Source organism: Massilia sp. LC238, assembly GCF_000735635.1.
Lineage (GTDB): Bacteria > Pseudomonadota > Gammaproteobacteria > Burkholderiales > Burkholderiaceae_D > Telluria > Telluria varians.
In genome coordinates this window covers 48,412-74,526 of the sequence record NZ_JNNN01000079.1, presented here as the reverse complement: position 1 = coordinate 74,526, position 26,115 = coordinate 48,412, and the positions used below count along the sequence as shown (strand labels likewise).

The 26,115-nt window shown below is 66.8% G+C and carries 23 protein-coding genes and 1 tRNA gene; 14 read left to right on the top strand and 10 right to left on the bottom strand.

Annotated elements, in window-relative coordinates:
- A complete protein-coding gene (locus FG94_RS23285) occupies positions 1-2,904 on the bottom strand; it encodes a hybrid sensor histidine kinase/response regulator (RefSeq protein ID WP_036216716.1) in 2,904 nt (967 codons plus the stop codon).
- Between the two features lie 283 nt (positions 2,905-3,187).
- Between FG94_RS23285 and FG94_RS23280 the strand changes: the two genes are divergently transcribed.
- Positions 3,188-4,225, top strand: a complete 1,038-nt coding sequence (locus FG94_RS23280) for an FkbM family methyltransferase (RefSeq protein WP_036216714.1) — start codon at positions 3,188-3,190, stop codon at positions 4,223-4,225.
- 66 nt (positions 4,226-4,291) lie between these two features.
- Here the strand turns inward: FG94_RS23280 and FG94_RS23275 are convergent, their stop codons facing one another.
- Positions 4,292-4,498, bottom strand: coding sequence for a YbdD/YjiX family protein (locus tag FG94_RS23275; RefSeq protein WP_152571087.1), 207 nt, complete (start codon positions 4,496-4,498; stop codon positions 4,292-4,294).
- A complete protein-coding gene (locus tag FG94_RS23270; protein ID WP_036216712.1) occupies positions 4,498-6,564 on the bottom strand; it encodes a carbon starvation CstA family protein in 2,067 nt (688 codons plus the stop codon). The genes FG94_RS23275 and FG94_RS23270 overlap by 1 nt, the downstream gene beginning before the upstream one ends.
- A 217-nt stretch (positions 6,565-6,781) precedes the next feature.
- On the opposite strand from FG94_RS23270, the gene FG94_RS23265 reads away from it, so the two are divergent.
- The 5 genes from FG94_RS23265 (at position 6,782) to FG94_RS23245 (ending at position 12,259) form a co-directional block, all read left to right on the top strand.
- Positions 6,782-8,146, top strand: coding sequence for a cache domain-containing protein (locus tag FG94_RS23265; RefSeq protein ID WP_036216710.1), 1,365 nt, complete (start codon positions 6,782-6,784; stop codon positions 8,144-8,146).
- Positions 8,143-8,781, top strand: coding sequence for a response regulator transcription factor (locus FG94_RS23260; protein WP_036216708.1), 639 nt, complete (start codon positions 8,143-8,145; stop codon positions 8,779-8,781). Before FG94_RS23265 ends, FG94_RS23260 begins: the two co-directional genes overlap by 4 nt.
- Before the next feature lie 108 nt (positions 8,782-8,889).
- On the top strand, positions 8,890-10,062 hold the full coding sequence (locus FG94_RS23255) for an EAL and HDOD domain-containing protein (protein WP_036216706.1): 1,173 nt from the start codon (positions 8,890-8,892) through the stop codon (positions 10,060-10,062).
- 1 nt (position 10,063) lies between these two features.
- Positions 10,064-12,109: a bifunctional diguanylate cyclase/phosphodiesterase gene (locus FG94_RS23250; RefSeq protein ID WP_036216704.1), complete on the top strand. Its 2,046-nt coding sequence runs from the start codon at positions 10,064-10,066 to the stop codon at positions 12,107-12,109.
- 60 nt (positions 12,110-12,169) lie between these two features.
- Positions 12,170-12,259: transfer RNA gene (locus FG94_RS23245), tRNA-Ser, on the top strand.
- A gap of 57 nt (positions 12,260-12,316) precedes the next feature.
- Here the strand turns inward: FG94_RS23245 and FG94_RS23240 are convergent.
- From FG94_RS23240 to FG94_RS23220, 5 genes are read right to left on the bottom strand one after another with little or no spacing between them, the layout of a single operon-like run.
- Complete coding sequence (locus FG94_RS23240; RefSeq protein WP_036216702.1) at positions 12,317-13,018, bottom strand: MBL fold metallo-hydrolase; 702 nt, start codon at positions 13,016-13,018, stop codon at positions 12,317-12,319.
- A gap of 23 nt (positions 13,019-13,041) precedes the next feature.
- Positions 13,042-13,836: a sulfite exporter TauE/SafE family protein gene (locus tag FG94_RS23235; protein ID WP_036216746.1), complete on the bottom strand. Its 795-nt coding sequence runs from the start codon at positions 13,834-13,836 to the stop codon at positions 13,042-13,044.
- A 53-nt stretch (positions 13,837-13,889) separates the two neighbouring features.
- Positions 13,890-14,327: a YeeE/YedE family protein gene (locus tag FG94_RS23230; protein ID WP_036216744.1), complete on the bottom strand. Its 438-nt coding sequence runs from the start codon at positions 14,325-14,327 to the stop codon at positions 13,890-13,892.
- Positions 14,328-14,337: 10 nt separating this feature from the next.
- Positions 14,338-14,769 carry a YeeE/YedE family protein gene (locus FG94_RS23225; RefSeq protein WP_036216700.1) on the bottom strand — a complete coding sequence of 144 codons (432 nt, stop codon included), beginning with the start codon at positions 14,767-14,769 and terminating at the stop codon, positions 14,338-14,340.
- Positions 14,766-15,098 carry a metalloregulator ArsR/SmtB family transcription factor gene (locus tag FG94_RS23220; protein WP_036216698.1) on the bottom strand — a complete coding sequence of 111 codons (333 nt, stop codon included), beginning with the start codon at positions 15,096-15,098 and terminating at the stop codon, positions 14,766-14,768. The genes FG94_RS23225 and FG94_RS23220 overlap by 4 nt, the downstream gene beginning before the upstream one ends.
- 99 nt (positions 15,099-15,197) lie before the next feature.
- Here FG94_RS23220 and FG94_RS23215 point away from each other — a divergent pair, with 99 nt between their 5' ends.
- On the top strand, positions 15,198-15,548 hold the full coding sequence (locus tag FG94_RS23215; RefSeq protein ID WP_036216696.1) for a TIGR01244 family sulfur transferase: 351 nt from the start codon (positions 15,198-15,200) through the stop codon (positions 15,546-15,548).
- Between the two features lie 74 nt (positions 15,549-15,622).
- A complete protein-coding gene (locus FG94_RS23210; protein WP_036216694.1) occupies positions 15,623-16,372 on the top strand; it encodes an MBL fold metallo-hydrolase in 750 nt (249 codons plus the stop codon).
- A 24-nt stretch (positions 16,373-16,396) separates the two neighbouring features.
- Here the strand turns inward: FG94_RS23210 and FG94_RS23205 are convergent, their stop codons facing one another.
- Positions 16,397-17,560, bottom strand: coding sequence for an acyltransferase (locus FG94_RS23205; protein ID WP_036216692.1), 1,164 nt, complete (start codon positions 17,558-17,560; stop codon positions 16,397-16,399).
- 353 nt (positions 17,561-17,913) lie between these two features.
- Between FG94_RS23205 and FG94_RS23200 the strand changes: the two genes are divergently transcribed.
- The 4 genes from FG94_RS23200 (at position 17,914) to FG94_RS23185 (ending at position 22,611) form a co-directional block, all read left to right on the top strand.
- The gene (locus FG94_RS23200) at positions 17,914-19,065 is read left to right on the top strand and encodes a TRAP transporter substrate-binding protein (protein ID WP_036216690.1); all 1,152 of its coding nucleotides are present in this window, start codon (positions 17,914-17,916) and stop codon (positions 19,063-19,065) included.
- A gap of 76 nt (positions 19,066-19,141) precedes the next feature.
- Complete coding sequence (locus FG94_RS23195) at positions 19,142-19,726, top strand: TRAP transporter small permease subunit (protein WP_036216688.1); 585 nt, start codon at positions 19,142-19,144, stop codon at positions 19,724-19,726.
- Complete coding sequence (locus FG94_RS23190; protein ID WP_036216686.1) at positions 19,723-21,648, top strand: TRAP transporter large permease subunit; 1,926 nt, start codon at positions 19,723-19,725, stop codon at positions 21,646-21,648. The genes FG94_RS23195 and FG94_RS23190 overlap by 4 nt, the downstream gene beginning before the upstream one ends.
- 330 nt (positions 21,649-21,978) lie before the next feature.
- The gene (locus FG94_RS23185; protein WP_229446048.1) at positions 21,979-22,611 is read left to right on the top strand and encodes a YitT family protein; all 633 of its coding nucleotides are present in this window, start codon (positions 21,979-21,981) and stop codon (positions 22,609-22,611) included.
- Between the two features lie 6 nt (positions 22,612-22,617).
- Here FG94_RS23185 and FG94_RS23180 read toward each other — a convergent pair whose 3' ends face one another.
- On the bottom strand, positions 22,618-23,511 hold the full coding sequence (locus FG94_RS23180; RefSeq protein WP_229446047.1) for a serine hydrolase: 894 nt from the start codon (positions 23,509-23,511) through the stop codon (positions 22,618-22,620).
- A 144-nt stretch (positions 23,512-23,655) separates the two neighbouring features.
- On the opposite strand from FG94_RS23180, the gene FG94_RS23175 reads away from it, so the two are divergent.
- The gene (locus tag FG94_RS23175; RefSeq protein WP_036216683.1) at positions 23,656-25,350 is read left to right on the top strand and encodes a sensor domain-containing diguanylate cyclase; all 1,695 of its coding nucleotides are present in this window, start codon (positions 23,656-23,658) and stop codon (positions 25,348-25,350) included.
- 19 nt (positions 25,351-25,369) lie between these two features.
- Complete coding sequence (locus FG94_RS23170) at positions 25,370-26,101, top strand: helix-turn-helix transcriptional regulator (RefSeq protein ID WP_036216682.1); 732 nt, start codon at positions 25,370-25,372, stop codon at positions 26,099-26,101.
- The last annotated feature ends 14 nt before the right edge of the window (positions 26,102-26,115 follow it).

The following is a 26,115-nucleotide window of genomic DNA, read 5'->3' as shown; positions in this document are numbered from 1 at the left end:
TCAGGTTTCCTTTTCAAGCATGGCGTGGAGCGAATGGCGCACGGTCTGGAATTCGTGTTCCATGTCGGTGAGGATGCGGTCCGCGCCATCGACCGTGTCGGCGCGCCCGAGCTGTTCGAGTTCCCTGCACAGCGTCGCCAGGCGCGCGGCGCCGATGTTGGCGCTGGCCGATTTCAGGCTGTGGGCGACGCGCCGCACGCTGCCGGCATCCATGCCCTCGACCGCCTCGCGCAGCGTCGCCAGGTGGCGCGGCGTGTCGCCCACGTAGGCGGCGATGACCTTGTGCACCAGCGCATCGCCGCCGTCGCGGCTGAGCGCCCGGATGTTGTCGAGCGCGACCCGGTTGACCGACTCGCGCTGGATCACCTCGACCGTCTCGGGCGGCAGGCGCGGCGGTGCGTCCAGGTGGTGGCTGGTGGCGGCCAGCGGCACCGCGACCCAGCGGCCGATCACCGCCGCCAGCTGCTGCTGGGTAAAGGGTTTCGAGAGGTAGTCGTCCATGCCGGCGGCCAGGCAGGCCTCGCGGTCGCCCTGCAGCGCGTTGGCGGTGATCGCGATGACCGGCAGGGTGCGTGCGCGGCCCGCCTCGCGTTCGTGGCGGCGGATCGCGGCGGTGGCCGCGAAGCCGTCCATCACCGGCATCTGGCAATCCATCAGCACCGCATCGAAGCTGCCGCTGCGCACCGCCTGCAGCGCTTCCTGGCCGTTGCGCGCGCAGGTGGCCTCGATGCCCAGGCTTTCCAGCATCGCCTTCGCGACTTCGACGTTGACCGGGTTGTCTTCCGCCAGCAGGACCCGGCGCGCGCGCGCACGCGGCGCCGGGCGTGGCGTGGCGGGGGGCGGTGCGGCGAATCCGGCAGCCGGCGCCGATGCGGGCCTGGCCGGCGCCGGCGCAAGGCTTGCTGCGGCCGGCGCCGGGCCCGGCGCAGCGGCCCCGGGCGCATGCAGGCGCGCCGCGCAGGCGGCCAGGCAGGCATACATGTCGGCCGCGCGCGCCGGCTTGACCAGCTGGTAGGCGACCCCGGCGGCGCGCCGCTGGACTGGATCGGCCGCCAGGCGCTCGGGACTGACCAGCACCAGGTGGGTGGCGCGCGCGCCGGCATCGGCCTTGATCGATGCCGCCAGCGCCAGGCCGCTGGTGTGGGTCATCTCCATGTCGATGACGGCGGCGTCGTAGGGGCGCCCGCTCCTGGCCGCGCTCAGCAGGCGCTCGTAGCCGGCGGCCGCGCTGGCGGCGCAATCGGCGGACGCACGCCAGGCCCGCAGCTGCTGGGCCAGGTCTTCGCGGGGCTCCTCCTGTTCGTCGACGATCAGCACGCGCAGGCCCTCCAGCGTGTGCTCGCGGTGGCCGGGCGCATCGGGATCGACGCGGCGCTTGTCGAAGCTGACGGTGAACCAGAAGATCGAGCCGCGCGTGGGCGCGTTGTCGACGCCGATGGCGCCGCCCATCAGTTCCACCAGCTGCTTCGAGATCGCCAGGCCGAGGCCGGTGCCGCCGTAGCGGCGCGTGGTCGAATCGTCGGCCTGCGAGAAGGCCTCGAACAGGCGCGCCCGCGCTTCGCGCGAGATGCCGATGCCGGTGTCGTGCACCTCGAAGCGCAGCATGACCGACTGGGTGTCCTCGCCGGCCACGCGCACCCGCGCCAGAATGCGGCCTTCATCGGTGAACTTGATGGCATTGCCGAGCAGGTTGGCCATGATCTGGCGCAGCCGGTTCGGGTCGCCGCAGATCGCCACCGGGATGTCGTTGGCGATGTCGAAGTCGAAGCCGATGCCCTTGCCGGCCGCCTGCGGGGTATACACGTTGTGGATGTCGTCCAGCAGGTCCCACAGGTTGAAATTGATGTACTCGATGGTCAGCTTGCCGGCCTCGATCTTGGAAAAATCGAGGATGTCGTTGATGATCACCAGGAGGTGCTCGCCGGAGCGCTTGACCAGGGTGGTGTAGTTGCGCTGGGCTTCGGTGAGCGGGGTCGCCAGCAGCATCTCGGTCATCCCGAGCACGCCGTTCATCGGGGTGCGGATCTCGTGGCTCATGGTGGCCAGGAAAGCGCTCTTGGCGCGGCTCGCGGCTTCGGCGGCATTCTTGGCCTTTTCCAGCTGCTCGGTGCGCACGCCGACCTGGCGTTCCAGCTCGTCGCGGTGGTGCAGCAGGGCGGCGCCGCGGTCCTCGATCTGGGCCATCATGGTGTTGAAGCTGTCGATCAGCTGCCCCAGCTCGTCGGTGCGCTGGTGGGCGATGCGCAGGCTGTAGTTCTGGCTGGTGGAGACCTTCTGCGCGGCCTGGATCAGCTTGGTCACCGGCTCGGCGATGCTGCGCTTGAAGCGGCCGGCCATGCCCACCGCGACCCCCAGCGACACCAGCATCGCCAGGCCCATCACCGCTAGCCCGGCGAGGATGTCGATCCAGGTCTCGACCAGGTCGGTCTCGATCATGACCACGCCCACCTGCAGTTCGCCCGCCATCACCGGCAGGTACAGGCGCATGCGGCGCGACAGCAGGACCTGCCCCCCGGCGTTGGCGGCGCGCAGCGCCTCGGCATCGATGCCGTCCAGCGCTTCGGGCGGGACCAGATCCTCGGTAGGGCTGTCGCTGGCGGACAGGTAGAGCGCGAAGGGCTTGCCGTTGCGGTCGTACAGGACGGCCGAGGCGATGTCGCTCTTGGCCGCCAGCGCACCGAGCGCATTGCTGGCGCGGGCACGGTCGCGCAGCAGCAGGTAGTCGGCGCTGCTGGCCGCGATGACCTGGGCGAAGGTCTGCAGCTGCATCGCCTCGTCCTTGCGATGGTTCGCCACCGAGGTCGCGACAAAGGCTGCGAACACGAACAGCAGTGCGGTCGCGGTCGAGAGCAGCGAGATGATGGTCAGCTTCTGGTTCAGGCTGGAGCGCTCGAAGTTCGGCATTCTGATCCCGCAGGCACGTCGGAGCGGCCCGGCGCCGGACGACGCAGGGCTTCCTTTGCGGAATGCAAATTCCCGCAAGAAAAAAATATACGTTCAAGGAGGTGGGGTAGCGTTGACGGACGTCAATGTACGTAGGGCAAATCCGCACGCAGCGTGCGCGGACCGACCAAGCTTTCATCGTGCACTTCTGATCTTCACTAAAACCGGCGCTGCCTTCGCGCCTAGACTCGGTGCGTTTGGACCGCTGCAGGACCGGTCCGCCACGACGACCAGGAGAACCAGCATGAACCTGACCACGCGCATCCTCGACAACCTGCAGCTTCCCCGCAAGCGGCAAGCCGACGAGCAGGGCGGCCCCGCCACGGCGCCGCAGGCCCTGGCGCCGGCGGCCCTGCCTTTGATCGACCAGATCAATATCGTTCATACGGCCCTGTTCGGCTGGCCATGCGACCAGCTGACGCCGCTCGACGACTACCTGGCCTGCGACAATATCCACCAGGTCGCGCTCAGGATGCTCGATTCGCCCCGGTTTCGCTGGGATATCCGCAACAAGCTCGGTTTGTGGCCCCATGAAAAATGGGTCATGACCGATTACCGCGGCCTGCAGATATGGGTGAACCTGTTCGACGGTTTCGTGTCGTTCGGCGTCCTGCACGGCAATTGGGAAAACGCCGAAGTCGACTTCATGCTGTCGTGGCTGGGCGAAGGCGACGGCGTCATCGACGCCGGTGCGAACATCGGCGTGTTCACGATCCAGGCCGCCAGGGCGGTGGGCGAGAGCGGCCGCGTATATGCCTTCGAGCCGATGCGCAATACCTTCGACATGCTGGCGCGCAGCGTGCGGGCCAATGGCTTCGAGACGCGCTGTTCCCTCCACAACGAAGGCCTGGGCGCAAGCGAGGGCGAGGGCTCCTTCCACCTGAGTTCCCACGCGACCAATCCCGGCAGTTCCTACATCTCGGCCGATGCGCGCGGCGAGCGCATCCGCATCCGGCCGCTCGATTCGGTCGACTACGAGCGCCGCATCCGCTTCCTCAAGATGGACGTCGAGGGCTTCGAGCCGCACATCATCCGGGGTGCGGCCAGGACGCTTGCCGAACATGCGCCGGTCATCCTGACCGAGTTCTTCCCGCGCTCGCTGCGCGAGATCGGCGGCATCTCCGGCCCCGGCTACGTGGCGATGCTGGAACAGCTGGGCTATGCCATGACGGTCTTCACCGCCGACGGCAGCACCGGCGACAAGGTGAGTTCGGCCGACGCCCACCGCTTCGACGACATCACGGCGCCCATCAACCTGGTCTGCCTTCCTGCCAGGCGATAAAAGCGAAGGGACCCTGTCGGGTCCCGGAAGAGACCCTGTGGGGTCTCTTCCTCATTCATGCAGCCTTCAGCAGCAGGTGGCCCGCTTGCCGCCGTAGCGCGCTTCCTGGCGCTCCCGGAAGAACTCCTCGTAGGTCATCGGCGTCTGGTCCGGATGGGTACGTTCCATGTGCGCCAGGTAGGTGTCGTATTCGGGCAGGCCGACCATCAGGCGCATGCTCTGCCCGAGGTACTTGCCTGCTTCCTTGCCTGCCTCCAGCAGCGCGCCGAACATCATTGCACCTGCGGGTTGGCCATCGCGACGTACGGAGTCTCCTTGGCGGTCGGGGTGTTGCTTGCGCGGGCCGCCATGACGGTGCGCACACCGTAGACCAGCACCGCCAGCACCACGAACATGAAGAAGCCCGCCAGCGTCGCGTTGACGTAGTCGTTGAAGATGATGCGCTCCATCTGCTCGATGGTCTTGGCCGGGGCCAGCACCGTGCCGGCGTCGTGCGCGGCCTGGAACTTGTCGGCGTGGGCCAGGAAGCCGACCTTCGGATCGGCGGCGAAAATCTTCTGCCAGCCGGCGGTCAGGGTGCAGGCCAGCAGCCACAGGGTCGGCACGACCGTGATCCAGGCGTACTGCGCGCGCTTCATCTTGTACAGCACGCAGGTGCCCAGCATCAGCGCGATACCGGCCAGCATCTGGTTGGCGATGCCGAACAGCGGCCACAGGGTATTGATGCCGCCCAGCGGATCGACCACGCCCTGGTACAGGAAGTAGCCCCAGGCGGCCACGCACAGGCCGGTGGCCAGCAGGTTGGCCGGCAGCGACTCGGTGCGCTTGAGCGACGGTGCAAAGGCGCCCAGCAGGTCCTGCAGCATGAAGCGGCCGGCGCGGGTGCCCGCGTCCACCGCGGTCAGGATGAACAGGGCCTCGAACAGGATCGCGAAGTGGTACCAGAAGGCCATCATGGCCTGGCCGCCGACCACGTTCGACAGGATGTGGGCCATGCCCACCGCCAGGGTCGGGGCGCCGCCGGCGCGCGAGATGATGGTGTTCTCGCCGACGTCACGGGCCATCTGCTCGAGCGTTTCGGGGGTGATCACGAAGCCCATCTGCGACACCGCGGCCGCAGCCGATTGTGCGGTGGTGCCCAGCACCGCGGCCGGGCTGTTCATCGCAAAATACACGCCCGGGTCGATGGTGGACGCCGCCACCAGCGCCATGATCGCGACAAACGATTCCATCAGCATGCCGCCGTAGCCGATGAAGCGGGCGTGGGTCTCGTTCTCGATCATCTTCGGGGTGGTGCCCGAGGAGATCAGCGCGTGGAAGCCCGACACCGCGCCGCAGGCGATGGTGATGAACAGGAAGGGGAACAGGTTGCCCGACCAGACCGGGCCGCTGCCGTCGATGAACTTGGTCACGGCCGGCATGCGCAGGTCCGGGGCAACGATCAGGATGCCGATCGCCAGCGCCACGATGGTGCCGATCTTCAGGAAGGTGGACAGGTAGTCGCGCGGCGCCAGCAGCAGCCACACCGGAATCACCGAGGCGACGAAGCCGTAGCCGATCAGCATCCAGGTCAGCTGGGTGCCGGTGAAGTCGAACATCGGGCCCAGGGTCGGCGAATCGTGCACCCACTGGCCGCCGATGATGGCCAGCATCAGGAGCACGAAGCCGATGATCGACACTTCGCCGATGCGGCCGACGCGCACGTAGCGCGAATACAGGCCCATGAACAGCGCGATCGGGATGGTGGCCAGCACCGTGAAGCTGCCCCACGGCGAGTGGGTCAGCGCCTTCACGACGATCAGCGCCAGCACCGCCAGGATGATCACCATGATCATGAAGGTGCCCAGCAGCGCGATCAGGCCCGGGATCTCGCCCATTTCGGACTTGATCAGGTCGCCGAGCGAGCGGCCGTCGCGGCGGGTGGACATGAACAGCACGATGAAGTCCTGGACGGCGCCGGCGAAGACGACGCCTGCCAGGATCCACATCATGCCCGGAAGGTAGCCCATCTGGGCCGCCAGCACCGGACCCACCAGGGGGCCGGCGCCGGCGATCGCGGCGAAGTGGTGGCCGTACAGGACGTACTTGTTGGTCGGGACATAGTCCAGGCCGTCGTTGTACTTGTAGGCGGGGGTCTGGCGCTTCGGATCGAGTTGCAGCGCCTTGTAGGCGATGAACTTGCTGTAGAAACGGTAGGCGATCAGGTAGACGCAGACTGCTGCTGCGACGATCCAGATCGCGTTGATGGTCTCGCCTTGCTTGACGGCGATGAAACCGAGCGAAAATGCGCCCAGGACCGACAATGCGATCCAGCCGAGCGCGCTCGACATGCTTTTCATGGTGCTCCTCCGAGGTGGATTGACTACTTCTTGTGGCCGGTGGCGTACTGTATCGACCGGCGGTTTTTTGGACAGCGTACCGGAGAGTATGTTGCACGAATATCAGCGCCACAAGCGCACCATTACGCAGTACCTGCGTAGTACTACGTAGAAGGCGTTCCCGGCAGCCGTTCCGTTTCCCCCTTAAAATGCTGGGCTGATTTGTTGGAGAAACAGGATGCGCTTGAGGCAGAAGGTCATCGTGCTGGCGATCGGGCCGCTGATCGTGGCCCTGTGCGCCATCGCCCTGTTCGTGCGCCAGCAGGCCGCCGAGCTGGCCCGGCAGCAGCGCGCCACCATCCAGCAGGCCTACCTGGCCAGCAAGGAAGCCGAGTTGCGCCATTACGTGGCCCTGGCCACGCAGTCGATCGGCCACCTGGTGCGCTCGGGCCGCACTGATCCGGCCACCCAGGAAGAGGCCAAGCGCATCCTCGGCTCGCTGAGTTTCGGCGAGGACGGCTATTTCTTCGTCTACGATATGCAGGGCCGCAGCCTGATGCACCCGCGCCAGCCCGAGCTGGTCGGCACCGACATGTGGAACTGGGTCGACGCCAACGGCGTGCCGACCATCCAGCGCCTGATCGAACGCGCCCGCGCCGGCGGCGGCTTCCACCGCTACACCTGGGCCAAGCCAACCTCAAGCCGGCAGGCGCCCAAGCTCGGCTACGTGGTGCCGGTGGCGCACTGGGGCTGGATGATGGGCACCGGCATCTACCTGGACGACGTCGAGGCCGCGCTGGCCCAGGTCGATGCCCAGCAATCGCGCAACATCGGCGAAACGCTGCTGTGGATCGCCGGCCTGGCCGTGCTGGCCTCGCTAGCGGTGGCGAGCGGCGGCCTGGTGCTGAACCTGCGCGAGCTGCGCGTGGCCGACGCCAAGCTCAAGGCGCTGGCCCAGCGCGTGGTCGAGTCGCAGGAAGAAGAGCGGGCGCGCCTGTCGCGCGACCTGCACGACGGGATCAGCCAGGCGCTGGTCTCGGTCAAGCTGCAGCTGGAGGCGGGCATCATCCGCCTGGACGGCGACGCGGCACAGCAGCAGCAGGCACGCGGCGCGCTCGAGCGCACCGTGGAGCAGGTGAAATCGGTGCTGGGCGAAGTGCGCCGCATCTCGCACGACCTGCGCCCGGCGCTGCTGGACGACCTGGGCCTGGCGCCGGCGCTCGACTACCTGGCCAGCGAGTTCGGACGCCACAGCGGCACGCCGGTGCGCTTCCGCGCGGAAGGGCCGGTGGACGCGCTGCCCGAGATGGCCGGCACGGTGCTGTTCCGCATCGCCCAGGAGGCGCTCACCAACGTCGAGCGCCACGCCGGCGCGCGCCAGGTGGAGATGCGCCTGGTGCGGCGCGGCCGCTGCCTGAGCCTGGAGATCGCCGACGATGGCGGCGGCTTCGACGCCCACGACATCGCCCAGCACCCGCAGCGCGGCATCGGCCTGCGCAACATGATGGAAAGGATGGAAGCGATCGGCGGGCGGCTGGCGATCGATTCCTCGCCGTTCGGCACCCGTGTGGTGGCCAGCATCGATGTGGAAGAGCAGACATGAGTGACGCTTCGGAAATCAGGATCCTTCTGGTGGACGACCACCCCCTGGTGCGCGACGGCCTGCGCGCGCGCCTGGAAGCGGCGCCGCGCCTGCGCGTGGTGGGCGAGGCCGGATCAAGCCAGGAAGCCATCGAGCAGGCCGGCGCCTGCCAGCCCGACCTGGTGCTGATGGACATCAACATGAAGGGCGGCAGCGGCATCGAGGCCACCGCGCGCCTGCTCCAGCACTATCCCGGCGTGGCGGTGCTGGTCCTGTCGATGCATGACAAGCCGGAATACGTCACGCAGGCGATCCAGGCGGGCGCGCGCGGTTACGTGCTGAAGGATGCGCCGGGCAAGGACATCGTGCTGGCGATCGACACCGTGATGGGCGGCGGCATCTACTACAGCGCCGCGCTGGCGCGCCAGCTGGCCAGCCCGGCGGCGTCAAGCGACCTCCTGACCGCGCGCGAGCAGGAAGTCCTGGAGCATATCGCCGGCGGCCAGTCGAACAAGCAGATCGCCCGCGCGCTCGAACTGTCGGTGCGCACCGTCGAAACCCACCGCCTGAATATCAAGCGCAAGCTCGGCATCGAAGGGCAGGCCGAACTGATCCGTTTCGCGGTCCAGCGCGCCGAAAACCGCGGTTACACTTAAGTATGAGCATTAAGTATCCATAAAGAAATAAAAGATGTTGCTTTCTGATAATCCGTCGAATAAGATTGACCGAATATCACTCAAAGCCTGAGCATTGAAAGCATAAAGATGGCCGAGCCGGACCCCAACTCGTTTCCGCTGGTAGCAATCGACCCGGTCGCCAATGGGCAGAACGAGTGGGTAGCGCTTTGCCTGCGGGTCGAAGGCGGCGCGGACTTGCCGCAGCGACTGCAGGCCGTGTTCGGCACGCCCGACCTGCTGGCCGCGATCGCCCCGCTCGACGGACTCCTGATGCTCGACCATCCGGATGCCTTGAGCCCTCCCGCGCTGGCCACGATGCCGGCCAACCGCATCGGCTTCGTCATCGCCGCCCAGGCCCTGCTCGAGGATGGCGCCGCGCGCCGCCTCACCGAACTGCACGAACTCGGCTACCGCCTCTGGCTCGACGGCACGCCTCCCGACGGCGTCAAGGTGCCGCCGGCGCTGCGCACCATTGCACGCGACTGCGCCCGCGATCCGGCGCCAGCAGGGCGGCTGGCCGCGCTGTTCGGCCCGCACCTGGCGCGCCGCGTCGACAGCGCCGCCAGTTTCACCCAGAGCGAGATGGCCGGCTTCGACTGGTTCAGCGGCGACTACCCCTACGATCCGCTGCTCGCCGGCGACGACAGGCCGGACGGCAGTTCGCGCCGCCGCATCCTGACCCTGCTCGGCCTGCTGGCGCGCGACGCCGATTCGCGCGAGCTCGAGCAGCAGCTCAAGCAGGACCCGACCCTGTCCTACCACCTGCTCAAGCTGGTCAATTCGGCCGCGTTTGCCGTCAGCACCCAGATCACCAGCTTCAACCAGGCCATCAACCTGCTCGGCCGGCGCCAGCTGCAGCGCTGGCTACAGCTGCTGCTGTACGCGCGCCAGCAGGCCGACGGCCTGCCGAACCTGCTGCTGCCGCTGGCCGCGCGCCGTGCAGCGCAACTGGAGGCATTGTGCAAGCAGGGCGGGGGAGAGCGTGACGCCTGCGACCTGGCCTTCATGACCGGCGTGTTCTCGCTGCTCGACCGGCTGCTGCACATGCCGATGGCGGACATCGTCGCCGACCTGAACCTGCCGGAGCATGTCTCCGGCGCGCTGCTGGCGCGCAGCGGCGAACTCGGCGCCTGGCTGCGCCTGACCGAAACCCATCCCTCGCGGGAGGCGCTGGACGCGGCGGGCATCGACCCCGCCGGCTGGTGGAACAGCCAGTTGAACGCCTATCACTGGGCCATCCAGGTGGGGCGGAATGTCTGACATGCAGGCGCTCGTCGCGATTGACGCATCACTCGATTTCGTCGGCGCCTCGACCGCCGCCAGCGACGCCGTCCTACGCCTGCGCGGCGCCTCCCTCTACGATGAGCTGGGCCGCATCGCGGGCGCGCTGCTGGGCAGCCCGGTCGGGCGCTTCCTGCCCGGCGCCGGCGTCGGCGGCCTGCAGGGCAACTTCCAGGTGCTGCGCCAGGTGGTGGCGGGGGCGGCGGAACAATTCGGCGTCTATGAAGTGGCGGGCCGCGACGCCTACACGAGCGACGATGCGCGCCGGCTGGCCGGCCTGGCGCACCTGACCGCATCGCTGCTGCAGGTGCATTCGCTGGCGGTGCGCTCGACCCATGCCTACGCGCAGATGGAAGCCCAGCTCGCGCACCAGTCGCAGATCCTCGACCAGATCCACGAGTCGGTGCTGACCATGGACCAGATGGGCTACATCACCAGCTGGAACCGCGGCGCCGAGGAACTGTTCGGCTATACCGCGCTGGAAGCGATCGGCCGCAATATCCTGTTCCTGTACGCCGACGAGGACGAGGGCTTCCACGACAGCTTCGCGGAGCAGGGCGGGCGCATGATGGAAGTCCGGCGCCGCAAGAAATCGGGCGAGGTGTTCTGGGCCAGCCTGTCGCTGTCGCCCTTGCGCGACCTGGCCGAGCGCCCGATCGGCCTGATCGCCTACCTCACCGACATCACGGAACGAAAACAGGCCGAGGAGCAGCTGCACCACCTGGCCTACTACGACGAACTCACCGGCCTGCCGAACCGCACGCTGTTCGCGCGCCTGGTCGACCAGGCCCTGATGGTCGCGCAGCGCAACGAAGCCGCCGGCTGCGTGCTGTTCATCGACCTGAACCGCTTCAAGCGCATCAACGATACCCTGGGCCGCAGGATCGGCGACGAACTGCTGCGCCAGGCGGCCCAGCGCTTCCGCGCTACCCTGCGCGACGAAGACGTGGTGGCGCGCCTGTCCGGCGACGAATTCGCGGTCGGCCTGTTCGACATCCGCCAGCACTTCGAAGCCACCACGGTGGCGCAGAAGCTGCAGGCGGCCCTGGATGCACCCTTCCTGATCGGCGGCCACGACCTGCGCGTGGGCGCCAGCATCGGCATCAGCGTCTACCCGCAGGACGGCAGCGAGGCCGAGACCCTGCTCGGGCTGGCGGATATCGCGATGGAGCGGGCCAAGCAGCTGGAAGCCAACCCGGACCGCAGCGTCGCCTTCTACAGCCAGGACATGAACCAGGGCATGCAGGAACGCATGCGGATCGAATCCGGGCTGCGCCAGGCGTTGGGCAACGGCGAGCTTACCTTGTACTACCAGCCGAAGTTCGAGCTCGGCACCGACCGCATCGTCGGCGCCGAGGCGCTGGTGCGCTGGGTGCACCCGACCCGCGGCATCGTGCCGCCCGGCGAATTCATCCCGCTGGCCGAGAGTACCGGCCTGATCGTGCAGGTGGGCGAGTGGGTGCTGGAGCAGGCCTGCGCCCAGGCTGCGATCTGGCAGCGCGCCGGCGTGGCGCCGCTGCGCCTGGCAGTGAACGTATCGGCGCGCGAATTCACGCCATCCTTGCCGGCGCGCGTGGCCGAGACCCTGGCGCGCTACCAGCTGGATGCCTCGTGGCTGGAGCTGGAGATCACCGAGAGCACGCTGATGCACGACTTCGAGCGCGTGACGGCGATCATGGACCGCATCCACCAGCTGGGCGTGGCGCTGTCGCTGGACGATTTCGGTACCGGCTATTCGAGCCTGTCCTACCTGAAGCGCTTCCCGATCGATACGCTCAAGATCGACCGCTCCTTCACCTTCGGGATCCCGGATGATCCGAGCGATTGCGCGATCGCGGGGACCATCGTCAGCATGGCGCAGCAGCTCGGCCTGCGCGTGATCGCGGAGGGCGTGGAGACGCTGGAGCAGCTGGCTTTCCTGCGCGCCTCGGGGTGCGACGAGGTGCAGGGTTACCTGTACAGCAAGCCGCTGCCGGCTGTGGACTTCGAGCGCTGTTTGCGGGAGAACTGGCTGCTGGTGGCTTGAGTGAGTACGCAGATTCGCTGCCCGGCATTGATGGATTATGTATAATGCCGGTTCTTCATGGGAAGCGTGGCCGAGTGGTTGAAGGCAGCAGTCTTGAAAACTGCCGACGGGGGAACCCGTTCGTGAGTTCGAATCTCACCGCTTCCGCCAAGCATTCCGAAAAAGAGCTCCAGCCACTGGAGCTCTTTTTCGTTTACCGCATGGCGTTCACGCCCCGTGCGGCAACCCCAGGTTCTGGTTGGCCGGCACCGCCACGTCGATCAGTTTCGGCTTGGGCAGGTTCAGTTCGCCCATGAGGCGCACGAAGTCCTCGCGGCTGCGACCCGCCAGGCGCGCGTTATGCCGCTTTTCCCAGCCGATCGTCGATACCGACTGGCCCTTGTAGTCGTGACCAGGCCACATGCGGGTGTCGTCCGGCAGCGTGAACAGCTTGGCATGGACGCTGTCGTATAGCGCATCTGCGCTGCCGCTCTGGAAATCCGTCCGTCCGCAACCGTCGATCAGCAGGGTGTCGCCCGTGAACACGTTGCCGCGCCAGACATAGCTCATGCTGCCGGCGGTATGGCCCGGCGTGTGCAGGACGCGGATTTCTTCTGCCTTGCCGAAGCGGATCAGTTCACCATCGTTCAGTTGCAGTTCAGCCGGCAGGATGCCGCAGCCGCTCGGCGCCGCGGCCAGCGCGCCGGTCTTCTCGCACAAGCGGCCGGCGGAAGTGACGTGGTCGGCGTGGGCGTGGGTTTCGAGCACGTAGCGCAGGCGCAGGCCCAGACGTTCGAGGTGGCGCAGGTCGCGTTCCCAGTGGCGCTCGACCGGATCGATGATCACCGCGTCGGACTCGCCGGGCGCGACCAGGATGTAGGTGAAGGTCGAGGATTCGGTATCGAACAGCTGGATGGGGTTGATGTTCATGACGTTCTCCTTACGGATATGAATCAGATGAAGGCCTTGCCGATCATCCCGAGGGCGACCAGGGCCGAGAGCAGGGCAAAGCCCTTCTGCAGCCGGGGCCCGGCAATGCGCGCCGCCAGCGAGCGGCCGCCGAGCATGCCGGCCAGTGCGCCCGCCGCGAAGGGCGCCGCGGTCGGCCAGTCGATGGCGCCCTGGGCGGCCGCGGCGGCCACGCCGGCGCTGGAAATGATGGCGATCACGGCGAGCGAGGTGGCGACCGCCGACTTGATCGGCAGATCGGTATAGCGCTGCAGGGTGGGAACCATCACGAAGCCGCCGCCGATTCCCAGCAGGCCCGACAGGAAGCCGGCGGCGGCGCCAGACAGGCCCAGGGTGCGCGCGCCCGGGCGGGTCCAGACGAAGCGGCCGTCCGCCGCGCTGCGCAGGCACGGAGCGTGGTCCCGGGCGGCGCCGCCGGATGCGGGCGCGGCAGCCTGGCGGTAGGTCCGGAAGGCCACGTACAGCAGCGTCAGGGCGAACAGTACCCCCAGCCAGCGGGCGTCCGCCGCTCGCGCCGCCCACAGTCCGGCCGGCGCGAGCAGCATGCCGGCGGCAGCGATGAGTAGGGCGGCTCGGTAGCGCACGATGCCGGCGCGCAGGCCCAGCAGGGCGCCGAGCGCGGCCGCCATGCCCACCGCGAGCAGGCCGATCGGGCCGGCTTCGGCGACGCCGGCGCCAGTGCCGAAGACCAGCAGCGGGACCGCGAGGATGCCGCCGCCGGCGCCTGTCAGCGCCAGGATCAGGCCGACGACCAGGCCGAGCGCGGCGGCGGTCAGCATGACGTCCTCCGCCGAACGCCTGTTGGCCGGATCGGGGCTGGCGCAGGCATGGCTCAGGCGCTCCGGGCGATGCGGCTGGCGCGGGCCCACTCGACCAGCTCGAAGATCGCCATGCCAGCCACCATGGCGATCGTGAACACGAGCGGCTTCGTGCCGCCGGTGGCGAGCGAGGCCAGTGCCGGGCCCGGGCAATAGCCGGCCAGGCCCCAGCCGGCGCCGAAGGCGAGCGAGCCGAGCACGAGACGGCGGTCGATCCGGGTCGCGGTGGGCAGGCGCATGGGCGCGCCCAGCAGCGCGCACTCGCGCTTGGCCGCGAACCAGAACGCCGGCGCGCTCACCAGGATCGCGCCGCCCATGACGAAGGCGAGCGAGGGATCCCAGTTGCCGGCGAGGTCGAGGAAGCCGAGGACCTTGGCTGGGTCGCTCATGCCGCCCACGATCAGTCCGATGCCGAAGAGCAGTCCGATGAGCAGTGCTGTCAGGATGTGCATGGTCATTCTCCTATCCGAGCAGATGGCGTACCACGAAGACGGTGGCGAAGCCGGCCAGCATGAAGGCCGCGGTGGCGGCCAGCGATCTCGGCGAGCGGCGCGACAGGCCGCATACGCCATGACCGCTGGTGCACCCGGCGCCGTAGCGCGTTCCCACGCCGACCAGCAGGCCGGCGGCCACCAGGGTGAGTTCGCCGGCATCGACGGTCGGCACCGGCAGGGTGTGCACGGCGCCATAGGCGAGCGGCGCGGCGATCAGGCCGAGCACGAAGGCGATGCGCCAGCCGACGTCGCCGGCGGATGGCCGTAGCAGGCCGCCGAGGATGCCGCTGATGCCGGCAATCCTGCCGTTGAGCAGGATGAAGGCCGCGGCGGCGGCGCCGATGGTCAAGCCGCCGGCGAGCGAACTCCAGGGGGTGAAATGGACCCAGTCGATGTTCATGGTTTGACTCCTTGGTTTGGCAGGCAGAACTGCTGGTAGAGCACCTGCATGAGCGCCAGCGCTGCCTCGCTGTCGATCCGGTAGAAAACCTGTTTTCCTTCGCGCCGGGTGCTGACCAGCTGTTCTTCGCGCAGCACGGCGAGCTGCTGGGACAGGGTGGGCTGCGTGATGCCCAGCAGGGTCTCGAGCTCGCCGACTGCATATTCGCCCTGGCTCAGCTGGCACAGCAGCAGGAGGCGGTCGGGATTGCCCAATACCTTCAGGAGCGCGCAGGCCTGTGCGGCGGCATGGCGCATCTGCGGCAAATCGAGTTGTTGCATGTCTGGCATGGAAGCACCTCATTCAATCTACTGTTTTACATTATATCGACGGACAATATATCTTTCAATATAATATGGTTTTCTTTTTTTGATTCCCTGGAGGACAGCATGAACATCCGTTATCTCTGCAAGGACTACGCCGTCGCCGCGCAGATCGTGCCTGCCGACGTCGCAGGGTTGAAGCAGCAGGGCTTCGCCACCCTGGTGTGCAACCGCCCGGACGGCGAGGCCGGCGACCAGCCGCCGTTCGCAGCGATCGCCGCCGAGGCGCGCCGTCACGGCGTCGAGGTCGTGCACTTGCCGGTGGTGCCGGGGCGGATCACGGACGCCGATCGCGCGGCCTTCGTCGCGCTGTACGCGGCCGCGCCCAAGCCGATCCTGGGTTTTTGCCGCACCGGCATGCGCGCTGAGACGCTGTTCAAGGACACGAAAAATGAACCCGGCGGCGCCTCGCGCTAGCGCAGCGCTGCGCTGCGCCGGACAGCGTGCCGGCGTCTTATACTTTGTCAGCCCTGCATGTCGAGGAGAAGCGCATGATCTTCCGTCAGCTTTTCGAACCCTTGTCGAGCACATATACCTATCTGATCGGCTGTCCCGAAACCGGGCAGGCAGTCCTGGTCGATCCCGTGATCGTGATGGTGGAACGCGATCTGGAGGAGTTGAGCCGCCTGGGCCTGACGCTGGCGTACAGCATCGACACCCACGTCCACGCCGACCACATCACGGCTGCGCTGGAACTGAAGAAGCAGGTCGGGAGCAGGATCGCGGCGCCGGCCGCGGAGCGCGTCGATTGTGCGGACGTCCAGCTGGAGGAAGGCGTGCCATTCAGGATCGGATCGATGCAATTCCAGCCCCTGCATACGCCGGGCCACACGTCGGGACATTTTGCCTACGTCCTGGACGACCGTGTATTCACGGGCGACGCCTTGCTGATCGAGGGATGCGGGCGGACCGACTTCCAGCAGGGCGACTCCGATGCGCTCTATCACAGCGTACGCGGAAAGCTGTTCGCGCTGCCTGACGAAACACTCGTCTACCCGGCGCACGACTACCAGAAAAGGTGGGTGTCTTCGGTGATGCAGGAAAAGCAGCGCAATCCCCGTCTCGGTGGGGACCGCTCGGTCGAGGAGTTCCGGCAGATCATGGCGGAACTCGAGCTGCCATATCCAAAATTTATCGATTACGCGGTTCCCGGCAATAAGCAATGCGGGGTGTGCCCGACTGATCTGCCGGAAAACCTCGTCAAGTACTGCCAGCAAATGACCGAGAGTCCGCAAGGCTAGCCGGCCGGCTCCTGCTTGCCCTTGTCACCTCTGGCTGTAGGAGGGCTCGACCGCAGGCGCCAGCACCATTCGCTTCACGAAGCGCCGCAGCCGATAGGTATGCGCCTCGAACGGCAGGTGGAAGAGGTAGGCGAACACCACGATCGCGACGAACAACGCCCTATACACGAGCAGGGACGCAGGATCGCTGGTCGACAAGGTCTGTGTCCCGATCGGGTCATGCAAGAACTCGGCCAGGTAGATCAAGGGGTAGTGGATCACATACAGCGTGAATGAGAACGGCGCCAGCAGTCCGGCAAGCTTCGCCAGCCGGTTCCCGATGCGCGCGCGATCCGCGGGAAACTGCAGGCTCGACAGCAGGCAAAGAAAGAGCACGCTGAACAGCAGGTCTTCGGCAAACGTCGCCGCTACCAGGGTGCCGATACTGCCGCTCAACCGGAAATGGACGGCCAGCCCAAGGATCACGACGATCAACAGGAAGCGCGCGGCGCGGCCCAGTTCAATGCGGATTCGCGAGAACAGCACACCCAGCAGCCAGATCACGAAATACAGCATCAGGTCGAACAGCAGCAGGTAGCCGATGACGGCACAGGCGGCCAGGCCCGCCACTTTCGAGATACCCCGCTGTCCGATGACCGGCAACAGCAACAGCGGGAAGAGGGCGTAGTACCACATCTCGTTCGACAAACTCCACAAGGAGAAATTGCCGCCAAAGCGAGGGACTGCCATGCCCTGCAAGCCGAACAGATTGCCCCAGAACGTGCTCCACGAATATTCATTATCCGGCGCATAGCTGATCCGGCCCGGGTCGACCGTCTGCGTGATCGTGCCGATCGCCAGCGTGAGCACGAAGGCCGGCACCAGCACGATCCACATGCGCGTGAGCCGGTCGATCGCATACGACATCATGCAGTTGGGCTCCCCCAGCTTGTTCAGCAGGCTGCCGCCGACGAGCCAGCCGCTCAGCAGGAAGAAGATCACGACGGCGATGTGCGAGAAGCCGGTGAAGAAAGCCAGTCCCTGGTACCAGAGCGATGGGTCGGCCACTGTTTTCAGGCTTGGGAACAGTTCTCCACGGAGATGGGCGGCGACCACCTGGAGGGCGGCAATACTGCGCAGGGCCGATATCAGGACGGAATGCTGGTAGCTTTCGTTCAGGTTGGTCCTGTCCAGCAGGAATATGCGCATGGCGCATGCAGGATGCATCGTCTCCTCCTGTGGTAAGCCAAACGTCTGGATCGTAGCCCCTCATTTGCTTATTCGGTTTGAGAGTGCACAGGCGCGTCGCGCCTTGCACACGCTTTGCAGGCAGCCGGCTCCGGAAGCCGCTGTTGCATCCGGACGGCGGTCGAAAACAGTGGTGCTTAACAGAAAAATAAAACGGCCCGATCCTCGTAAGTCACATGTAAGAAATCCGTAAGGAAACAAGCCCATGCTGCGAGTCGGCATGCAGATATTTACAGAAGGAGAAGTCCACCCCTAAGCCAGCTGTTGTACGTGTAGCGATTCAATCGTGTAAAAAACCAAACAGGAGACAGACGATGAAGCAGCGTAACGACGATTCAAAGAAGCCAGCATCCACCCGCCGTAAATTCCTCGGCACCGCAGCCGCCGGCACCGCCGGCGCCACCCTCGCGGTCCCGATGATCGCCACTGCCCAAACGCCGAAGCAGATGCGCTTCCAGAGTACCTGGCCCAGCAAGGACATCTTCCACGAGTACGCCCTCGACTTCGCCAAGAAGGTCAACGACATGACCGGCGGCGAGCTGAAGATCGAGGTGCTGCCCGCCGGCGCCGTCGTTCCCGCCTTCGGCCTGCTCGACGCGGTCTCCAAGGGCACCCTCGACGGCGGCCACGGCGTCATGGGCTACAACTACGGCAAGCAGAGCGCCATCGCGCTGTGGACCTCGGGCCCGGCCTTCGGCATGGACGCCAACATGGTGCTGGCCTGGCACAAGTACGGCGGCGGCAAGGCGCTGCTGGCCGAGCTGTACAAGAGCATCGGCGCCAACGTCGTCTCCTTCCTCACCGGCCCGATGCCGACCCAGCCGCTGGGCTGGTTCAAGAAGCCGATCAGCAAGGTCGAAGACCTGAAGGGCCTGAAGTTCCGCACCAACGGCCTGGCGATCGACATGTTCACGGCCATGGGCGCGGCGGTCAACGCGCTGCCGGCCGGCGAGATCGTGCCGGCCATGGACCGCGGCCTGCTGGACGGCGCCGAATTCAACAACGCCAGCTCCGACCGGGTGCTCGGCTTCCCGGACGTGTCCAAGGTCTGCATGCTGCAAAGCTTCCACCAGAGCTCCGAGCAGTTCGAGGTCACCTTCAACAAGACCAGGTACGACGCGCTGCCGGCCAAGATGAAAGCGATCATCGAGAACGCCGTCGAGGCAGCCTCCGCCGACATGTCCTGGAAGGCGGTTGACCGCTATTCGAAGGACTACGCCGGCATGCAGTCCCAGAACGGGGTCAAGTTCTACAAGACCCCGGACTCGGTGCTGCAGGCGCAGCTGGCCGTGTGGGACCAGGTGGTGGCCAAGAAGGGCGCCGACAATCCGCTGTTCAAGAAGGTCGAGGCCTCGATGCGCGCCTTTGCCGAGCGCGCGATGAAGTGGGACATGGACACCAACAACCCGCGCCGCATGGCCTACAACCACTACTTCGGCCGCAGGGCGCCGGCGAAGAAGGCGTAAGCGCTACCCCTAGCCATACGTGTGCCCGCCCTTCATGACGAGGGGCGGGCCCTGTTCGTTCGACCGGAGCAGCCCCATGCAAAACGTCTTGTTTTTCGTCGACCGGGTCAGCAGCTGGGTCGGCCAGGCCTTCTCCTGGCTGATCGTCGCGCTCACCTTTCTCATCACCTGGGAAGTCTTCGCGCGCTACGCCCTGAACACCCCCAACCCCTGGGCCTTCGACCTGATGATCATGATGTACGGCGCCGCCTTCATGATGGCCGGGGCCTACACGCTGGCCAAGAACGGCCACGTGCGCGGCGACGTGCTGTACAGCTTCTTCCCGCCGCGCCTGCAGGCCAGCCTCGATCTGATCCTGTACTTCGTCTTCTTCATCCCCGGCGTGGTGGCCCTGGTCTGGGCCGGCTATACCTACGCGGCCGAGTCGCTCGCCATCCGCGAGCACTCGACCCTCACCGCCAACGGCCCGCCGCTGTATCCCTTCAAGATGGTGATTCCCTTCGCCGGCGTCCTGCTCCTGCTGCAGGGCTTCGTCGAGATCGTGCGCTGCATCGTCTGCCTGCGCAGGGGCGAATGGCCCGCCCGCGAGGCCGACGTCGAGGAAGTCGACGTCGACAAGCTCAAGGCCACGGTGAACGCACCAGGGGAGCGCACGCCATGAGGAAGGAAATCTGGTTCGGCCTGTCGATCCTGGTAGCGATCGTCATCGCCCTGTTCGTCCTGATGCCGGCACCCGCCGACATGACGAATGGCCACCTGGGCCTCTTGATGCTGGCGCTGGTGGTGGTGGCCATCATGCTCGGCTTCCCCACCGCGTTTACCCTGATGGGCATGGGCGTCATGTTCGCCTGGTTCGCCTACCACAGCCAGAACCCCGACCAGGCGGTGCAGCAGACCCTCGACCTGATGGTGCAGCGCGCCTATTCGGTGATGGCCAACGACGTGCTCATCTCGATCCCGCTGTTCATCTTCATGGGCTACCTGGTGGAGCGCGCCAACCTGATCGAGCGGCTGTTCAAGAGCCTGCACCTGGCGATGGCGCGCGTGCCCGGCTCCCTGGCCGTGGCCACCATCGTCACCTGCGCGGTGTTCGCCACCGCCACCGGCATCGTCGGCGCCGTGGTCACCCTCATGGGCCTGCTGGCGATGCCGGCCATGCTCAAGGCGGGCTACAGCACCCAGCTGACGGCAGGCTGCATCACGGCGGGGGGCTGCCTGGGCATCCTGATTCCGCCTTCGGTGCTCTTGATCGTCTACGGGGCGACGGCCGGGGTCTCGGTGGTCCAGCTGTATGCGGGCGCCTTCTTCCCGGGGATCATGCTGGCGGCGCTGTATGTCGGCTACGTGCTGATCATCGCCAAGCTCAAGCCCGGCATGGCGCCGCCGCTGCCGGCATCCGAGCGCGTCGTCGCGCTGCCGGCCTATACCCAGGCGATTCCCGGCGCCTACGGCAAGAGCGCGGTGCCGGCCCTGGTGCGTGCCTTCAAGGGCCGGCGCGGCGCCGATGTCCCGGGCCGCACCCTGGCGTCGAACCTGTTCGTCGCACTGCTGCCGGCACTGGCCTTTGCCGCCGTCATGGGCCTGAGCTACCGGATCGTCACCGCGCCGGATGCTCCCCGAACGGAGCTGGTCGAGATGGGCGCCCAGCAGGAATTCGACAGCGCGGCAAGCGTCGACGAGGGCGGCTTGCAGGAGCCGCCCGCCGAGGGAGAATTGGCCGAGCCGCCGGTGGAAGGGGAGGCGACGCCGCACCCGGCAGCCGGCGCGCCGCCTGTTGCAGCGGCCGCCGACGTGGCGGTCCCCGCGGCCGCGCCCGACCCGGTCGCCAAGCCGGCGTCCAGGGCCTACTGGATCACGTTTGCCGTGGTGGCTGCGGCGCTGGCCATCTTCTACGTGTTCTTCAGCTTCGCGCGCCTCGAGATCTTCAAGATGTTGCTCGGCTCCTTGTTCCCGCTGGTGATCCTGATCCTGGCCGTGCTGGGCAGCATCGTGTTCGGCCTCGCCACGCCGACCGAGGCGGCGGCGATGGGCGCCTTCGGCGGGCTGATCCTGGCGATCGCCTACCGCCGCTTCAACTTCAAGCTGCTGCGCGAGTCGGCCCACCTCACGACCAAGACCACGGCCATGGTCTGCTGGCTGTTCGTGGGATCGAGCATCTTCTCGGCCGCTTTTGCCCTGCTGGGCGGGCAGGAGATCATCAACAACTGGGTGCTGGGCATGGACCTGACGCCGGTGCAGTTCATGATCCTGGCCCAGGTGGTGATCTTCCTGCTCGGCTGGCCGCTGGAATGGACCGAGATCATCGTGATCTTCATGCCGATCTTCGTGCCGCTGCTGCAGCACTTCAACATTGATCCGCTGTTCTTCGGCCTGCTGGTGGCGATGAACCTGCAGACCGCCTTCCTGTCGCCGCCGGTGGCGATGTCGGCGTTCTATTTGAAGGGCGTGTCGCCGCCGCACGTGACGCTGAACCAGATTTTCCTGGGGATGCTGCCCTTCATGGGACTGCAGGTGCTGGGGATCATCCTGCTCTACACCTTCCCGGCGATCGGCATGTGGCTGCCGGAGGTGCTGTACAAATAAGCCTGGCAAGAAGGGGCGGTCCGGCAGGCCGCCCTCATGCGGAGTTATGCGTCGCATGAATGGCTGACATGCGGAACGCGAAGTTTCATTGCGGTGCAACATCGGTAATAATGGCGGCCTCTACCCAGCCGTACCTTCCACGTTCCCGGATCCTGCCACCACAAGTGCCATCCTCCGGCAGCGCTGACTCCCCCGACTTTGTACACGCATAGTGAGGAAAATGAAGCATCATCTCCTGCCCGGCTCGACTTCCTACCGATTTGACGGATGCGCCCTGCATGCGTCGGCGCATGTGTCGGGTACTGAGGTGGCGCGATGATGCAGGGCGCCTTGCAAACGCAGGCGGCCCAGGGCAAGAACGTGGCCTCGATCAAGCCGCATACCCTGTTCGACGACGTCTACGGCATCCTGGTTGGCGTGCTGTTCGTCGCGATGGGCGTCCTGCTGCTGCAGGCCGCCGGCCTGATCACGGGCGGCGTGGCCGGCATCTCGCTGTTGACGTCCTACGTGTCCGGCTATTCGGTCGGCCTGCTGTTCATGCTCATCAACCTGCCGTTCTTCCTGTTCGGCTACCTGTTCATGGGCGCGCGCTTCACCATCAAGTCGCTGGCCGGCAGCATCCTGATCATGGCCATGCTCAAGCTGATGCCGAATGGCCTGGTGATCGGCCACATCCACCCGATGGTCGCGGCCCTGGGCGGCGGCACTTTCTGCGGCATGGGCATCCTGGCATTGGCGCGCCATGGCGCCGGCGTGGGCGGCACCGGTATCGTCACGCTATGGCTGCAGAAGCGCTACGGCATCAATGCCGGCCGCACCCAGGTGGCGATCGACGCCGTGATCCTGCTGGCGGCGCTGGCCATCGTGTCGCCGGAACTGGTGGGCTGGTCCTCGCTGAGCGCGATCGCCATGAGCAGCATGGTCATGGCATGGCACCGCCCGGGCCGTTATTTCGGTAACTAAGACTCTCTACGGCTGGTACCAGCCGTATTCCCAGCGCCACGGCATGTCCGTCTCGCCCAGCACCCGCCGGGCGAGCTCGGGATAGATCCGCTCGGCGCGCACGTCGTTGGCCAGCATGACGACGCAGCGCTGGCCGCGCTCCAGGCACAGCACCATGTTGCCGGTGCTGTCGTTGTGCCCACCCTTGAACCACGCCGGCCCGCTGCGGTCGCGGAAGCTCACCACGCCCAGGCCCGCCGCCAGCGATTGCGGCCAGCTGGCCCGGGGCGCGGTCAGCGTCGGGAACTGGGCGGCGGAGCCGATCGGCAGCCAGGCCCGCACCAGCATGGCGCGCGCTGCCGCGCTCAACCCGTCTCCCCGTACGATACCCGCCCACAGGCGCGCCTGGTCCTCGATGGTGGTGTCCATCGAGCCCGCCGCGCTCGGGCGGCTGCGCTCGTCGTGCGGCTCCATCTTGCCGTCCAGCGTGTAGCCGTCGGCCAGGTTGTCGGCAAAATCCGCGCGCCACTGCATGCTGGTGTTGCGCATGCCGAAGCGGTCGAACACGCGGCGCTGCATTTCCCTGCCCGTGTCCAGGCGCAGGCCGCGCTCGACCACCAGTTGCAGGATGTAGAAGCCTTCGCCCGAATAGGCGTAGCGCTCGCCCGGATCGAAGTGGAAGCGCAGCTTGCGGTCCGGCTCCAGCCAGCGGAAGTTGGCGAAGCCGGACGAATGCGTGAGCAGGATGCGCGGCGTCAGCCTGCGCCAGCGTTCGTCGTGCGCGAGATCGGAGAAATCCCATGGCTGCCTGTCGTAGGCGGGCAGGGGCTGCGGCAGCAGGGCGGGCAAGGGCGCGTCGAGGTCGAGCTTTCCTTCGTCCACCAGCTGCAGCAGCAGGGTCGACTGTGGCCGGTACGGCACAATTTCGAACTGAACGTGCTTTTTTGTTGCGTTGCCGCAAAAAATTGATGCGTCAGCAATAAATGATGCCGATAGTTATTTAATTAATGTTAGGAAACTAGTTAGAATAGCCGGCTATTTGAATTCCATCGCAATCATTCGTTCATGAGCGGCATCTTCGGAAAAATGCGCCTGTCCAGCCTGATGACCCTGGCCGTCTGTGCCACGGTCGCGCTGACGGTCGCGCTGCAACTGGCGCTGGTGAACCATTTTGCAGTGCGCCAGGCGCGCGAAGAGGCCCAGCTGCGCCTGCAGCAGCTCTCCTGGCAGATGCGCGATTCGCTCAACCGCGTGATCGAGCAAGCTACTCGCGACACCCGCCTGCTGGCCGAACTGCCGCAGGTGCGCTATTCGAGCGATGCCGACGCGACCCGGGCGGTACTCGAAAGCCTGCAGCGCAGCTTCCCCGACTATGCCTGGATCGGCATCGCCGACCTCGACGGCAAGGTAGTAGCCTCGACCGGCCGCATGCTGGAGGGCGTCAACGTCGGCAAGCGTCCCTGGTTCACCGCCGGCATGCGCGGCGTGGTAGCCACCGACTACCACCCTGCCTTGCTGCTCGAGAAGATCCTGCCGCGCAAGCCCGACCCCTGGCGTTTCGTCGACGCCTCCGGCCCGATCGTCGATGCCGGCGGCAAGCCAGTCGCGGTGCTCGGCCTGCACCTGAGCTGGGAATGGGCGCGCAGCCATGCGCGCACGCTGCTCACGCCGGCGCTGCGCGAGTACGGCGCCGAGATCTTCGTGATCCGTGACGACGGCACCGTCATGCTCGGTCCGGCGCCGCTGGTCGAAACGAAGGTGCACACCGCCAGCCTGCGCCTGGCGCAGCAGGGGCAGACCGGAGCGCTGCGCGAGGTCTGGCCGGACGGGCGCGCCTACCTCACCGGCTACAGCCAGACCGGCGACATGCGCGATCCGGCCGCGCCGCGCTGGACCGTGCTGGTGCGCCAGACCGAGGACCGGGCGCTGGCGGGCGCGGAGGACCTGAAGCAGCGCATGCTCGGCTGGAGCGCGCTGCTGGCGCTGGCGCTGGCCGGCGCCGCGGCGCTGATGGCGCGCCACCTGGTCCGGCCGATGGCAAAGCTGCGCGAGGCGATCGAAGGCATCACCGCGGCCACGCGAAGCGGCAAGGAGCCGCCGCCGATCCCGCCGGTGGATGGCTTCCTCGAGACCCAGATCCTGTCGCGCACGATGCGCGAGCTGGTGCAGAGCGAGGTCGCGCACCGCAAGGCGCTGCTGGCCATGAACGAGCGCCTCGAGCTGGCGGTGGCCGAGCGCACCGCCGAACTGCAGGCGCTCCTGCTGCGCGACGTGCTCACCGGCCTGCCGAACCGGCGCGCGCTGCTGGCGGCGCTGCCCGAGGCGATGAGCCGCGCGCGCCGCGTGGGCCGTCCGTGCGCGCTGCTGTTCCTCGACATGGACGGCTTCAAGGCGGTCAACGACAACCACGGACACGAAGAAGGCGACGAGCTGCTGCGCCAGTTCGGCGAGCGCCTGGCGCAGGGCGTGCGGAAGACCGACATGGTGGCGCGCCTGGCCGGCGACGAATTCGTGGTGGTGCTGGAGATGCTGACCGACGCGCGGCACGCCGAAGACACCGCGCACAAGCTGCTCGAACGCCTCAAGGAACCGTACGTGCTGCGCAGCGCCACCGTGGCGGTCGGCGCCAGCATCGGCATCGCGCTCTACCTGCCGGAAGACCCGGCGGACGTCGACGCCTGGCTGGCGCGCGCCGACCATGCGATGTATGCGGTCAAGCGCACCGGCAAGAACGGCATCGCACTCGCGGCCGAGGTCTGATACTGCTACCATCGCCCGCATGTCCGAAATCACCCAACTCATCGCCACCCTCAAGCGCGAACTCAAACAGCAGGGCAAGACCTACCGCGACGTCGCCGAAGCCCTCGATCTGTCCGAGCCGAGCGTCAAGCGCCTGTTCGCCACCGAGCAGTTCACGCTCGAGCGCCTGGTCGAGATCTGCGGCTTGCTGGGCCTGACGCTGGCCGAGCTGGCGCAGGAAGCAGGGCAGGGCCATCAGCGGCTGCGTACCTTGGATCCGGCGCAGGAACGCGAGCTGGTCTCCGATGCGCGCCTGCTCTTGGTGACGGTGTGCGCGCTGAACCACTGGACCATGGCCGAGATGCTGCAGGCCTACCGCCTGAGCGAAGCCGAATGCGTGCAGCTGCTGCTGCGCCTGGACCGCCTGGCGCTGATCACGCTCCTGCCGGGCAACCGCATCCGCCTGAACGTGGCGCGCGACTTCGACTGGCTGCCGGGCGGGCCGATCCGCCAGTACTTCCGCGAGCAGGGCATGCCGGAATTCATCGACAGCGCCTTCGGGCAGCCGGGCGACGCGCTCGACTTCGTGCACGGCATGCTCACCGAGAGTGCGCGCGCCAAGCTGCAGGGCGAACTGCGGCAACTGCGGGCGCGCTTCGCGCAGCTGCACGAGGAAAGCCTGGCGGCGCCGCTGCCGCAGCGCCGCGGCACCGGTCTGCTGCTGGCCTTGCGCGAGTGGGAGCCGGCGGCGTTCGCCGGCTTGCGGCGCTAGCCGCGACCGGCACC

Coding starts and splice junctions, on each gene's coding strand:
- FG94_RS23285 (WP_036216716.1), bottom strand. CDS start 2,904: ATGCCGAACTTCGAGCGCTCCAGCCTGAACCAGAAGCTGACCATCATC.
- FG94_RS23280 (WP_036216714.1), top strand. CDS start 3,188: ATGAACCTGACCACGCGCATCCTCGACAACCTGCAGCTTCCCCGCAAG.
- FG94_RS23275 (WP_152571087.1), bottom strand. CDS start 4,498: ATGTTCGGCGCGCTGCTGGAGGCAGGCAAGGAAGCAGGCAAGTACCTC.
- FG94_RS23270 (WP_036216712.1), bottom strand. CDS start 6,564: ATGAAAAGCATGTCGAGCGCGCTCGGCTGGATCGCATTGTCGGTCCTG.
- FG94_RS23265 (WP_036216710.1), top strand. CDS start 6,782: ATGCGCTTGAGGCAGAAGGTCATCGTGCTGGCGATCGGGCCGCTGATC.
- FG94_RS23260 (WP_036216708.1), top strand. CDS start 8,143: ATGAGTGACGCTTCGGAAATCAGGATCCTTCTGGTGGACGACCACCCC.
- FG94_RS23255 (WP_036216706.1), top strand. CDS start 8,890: ATGGCCGAGCCGGACCCCAACTCGTTTCCGCTGGTAGCAATCGACCCG.
- FG94_RS23250 (WP_036216704.1), top strand. CDS start 10,064: ATGCAGGCGCTCGTCGCGATTGACGCATCACTCGATTTCGTCGGCGCC.
- FG94_RS23240 (WP_036216702.1), bottom strand. CDS start 13,018: ATGAACATCAACCCCATCCAGCTGTTCGATACCGAATCCTCGACCTTC.
- FG94_RS23235 (WP_036216746.1), bottom strand. CDS start 13,836: ATGCTGACCGCCGCCGCGCTCGGCCTGGTCGTCGGCCTGATCCTGGCG.
- FG94_RS23230 (WP_036216744.1), bottom strand. CDS start 14,327: ATGCACATCCTGACAGCACTGCTCATCGGACTGCTCTTCGGCATCGGA.
- FG94_RS23225 (WP_036216700.1), bottom strand. CDS start 14,769: ATGAACATCGACTGGGTCCATTTCACCCCCTGGAGTTCGCTCGCCGGC.
- FG94_RS23220 (WP_036216698.1), bottom strand. CDS start 15,098: ATGCCAGACATGCAACAACTCGATTTGCCGCAGATGCGCCATGCCGCC.
- FG94_RS23215 (WP_036216696.1), top strand. CDS start 15,198: ATGAACATCCGTTATCTCTGCAAGGACTACGCCGTCGCCGCGCAGATC.
- FG94_RS23210 (WP_036216694.1), top strand. CDS start 15,623: ATGATCTTCCGTCAGCTTTTCGAACCCTTGTCGAGCACATATACCTAT.
- FG94_RS23205 (WP_036216692.1), bottom strand. CDS start 17,560: ATGCGCATATTCCTGCTGGACAGGACCAACCTGAACGAAAGCTACCAG.
- FG94_RS23200 (WP_036216690.1), top strand. CDS start 17,914: ATGAAGCAGCGTAACGACGATTCAAAGAAGCCAGCATCCACCCGCCGT.
- FG94_RS23195 (WP_036216688.1), top strand. CDS start 19,142: ATGCAAAACGTCTTGTTTTTCGTCGACCGGGTCAGCAGCTGGGTCGGC.
- FG94_RS23190 (WP_036216686.1), top strand. CDS start 19,723: ATGAGGAAGGAAATCTGGTTCGGCCTGTCGATCCTGGTAGCGATCGTC.
- FG94_RS23175 (WP_036216683.1), top strand. CDS start 23,656: ATGAGCGGCATCTTCGGAAAAATGCGCCTGTCCAGCCTGATGACCCTG.
- FG94_RS23170 (WP_036216682.1), top strand. CDS start 25,370: ATGTCCGAAATCACCCAACTCATCGCCACCCTCAAGCGCGAACTCAAA.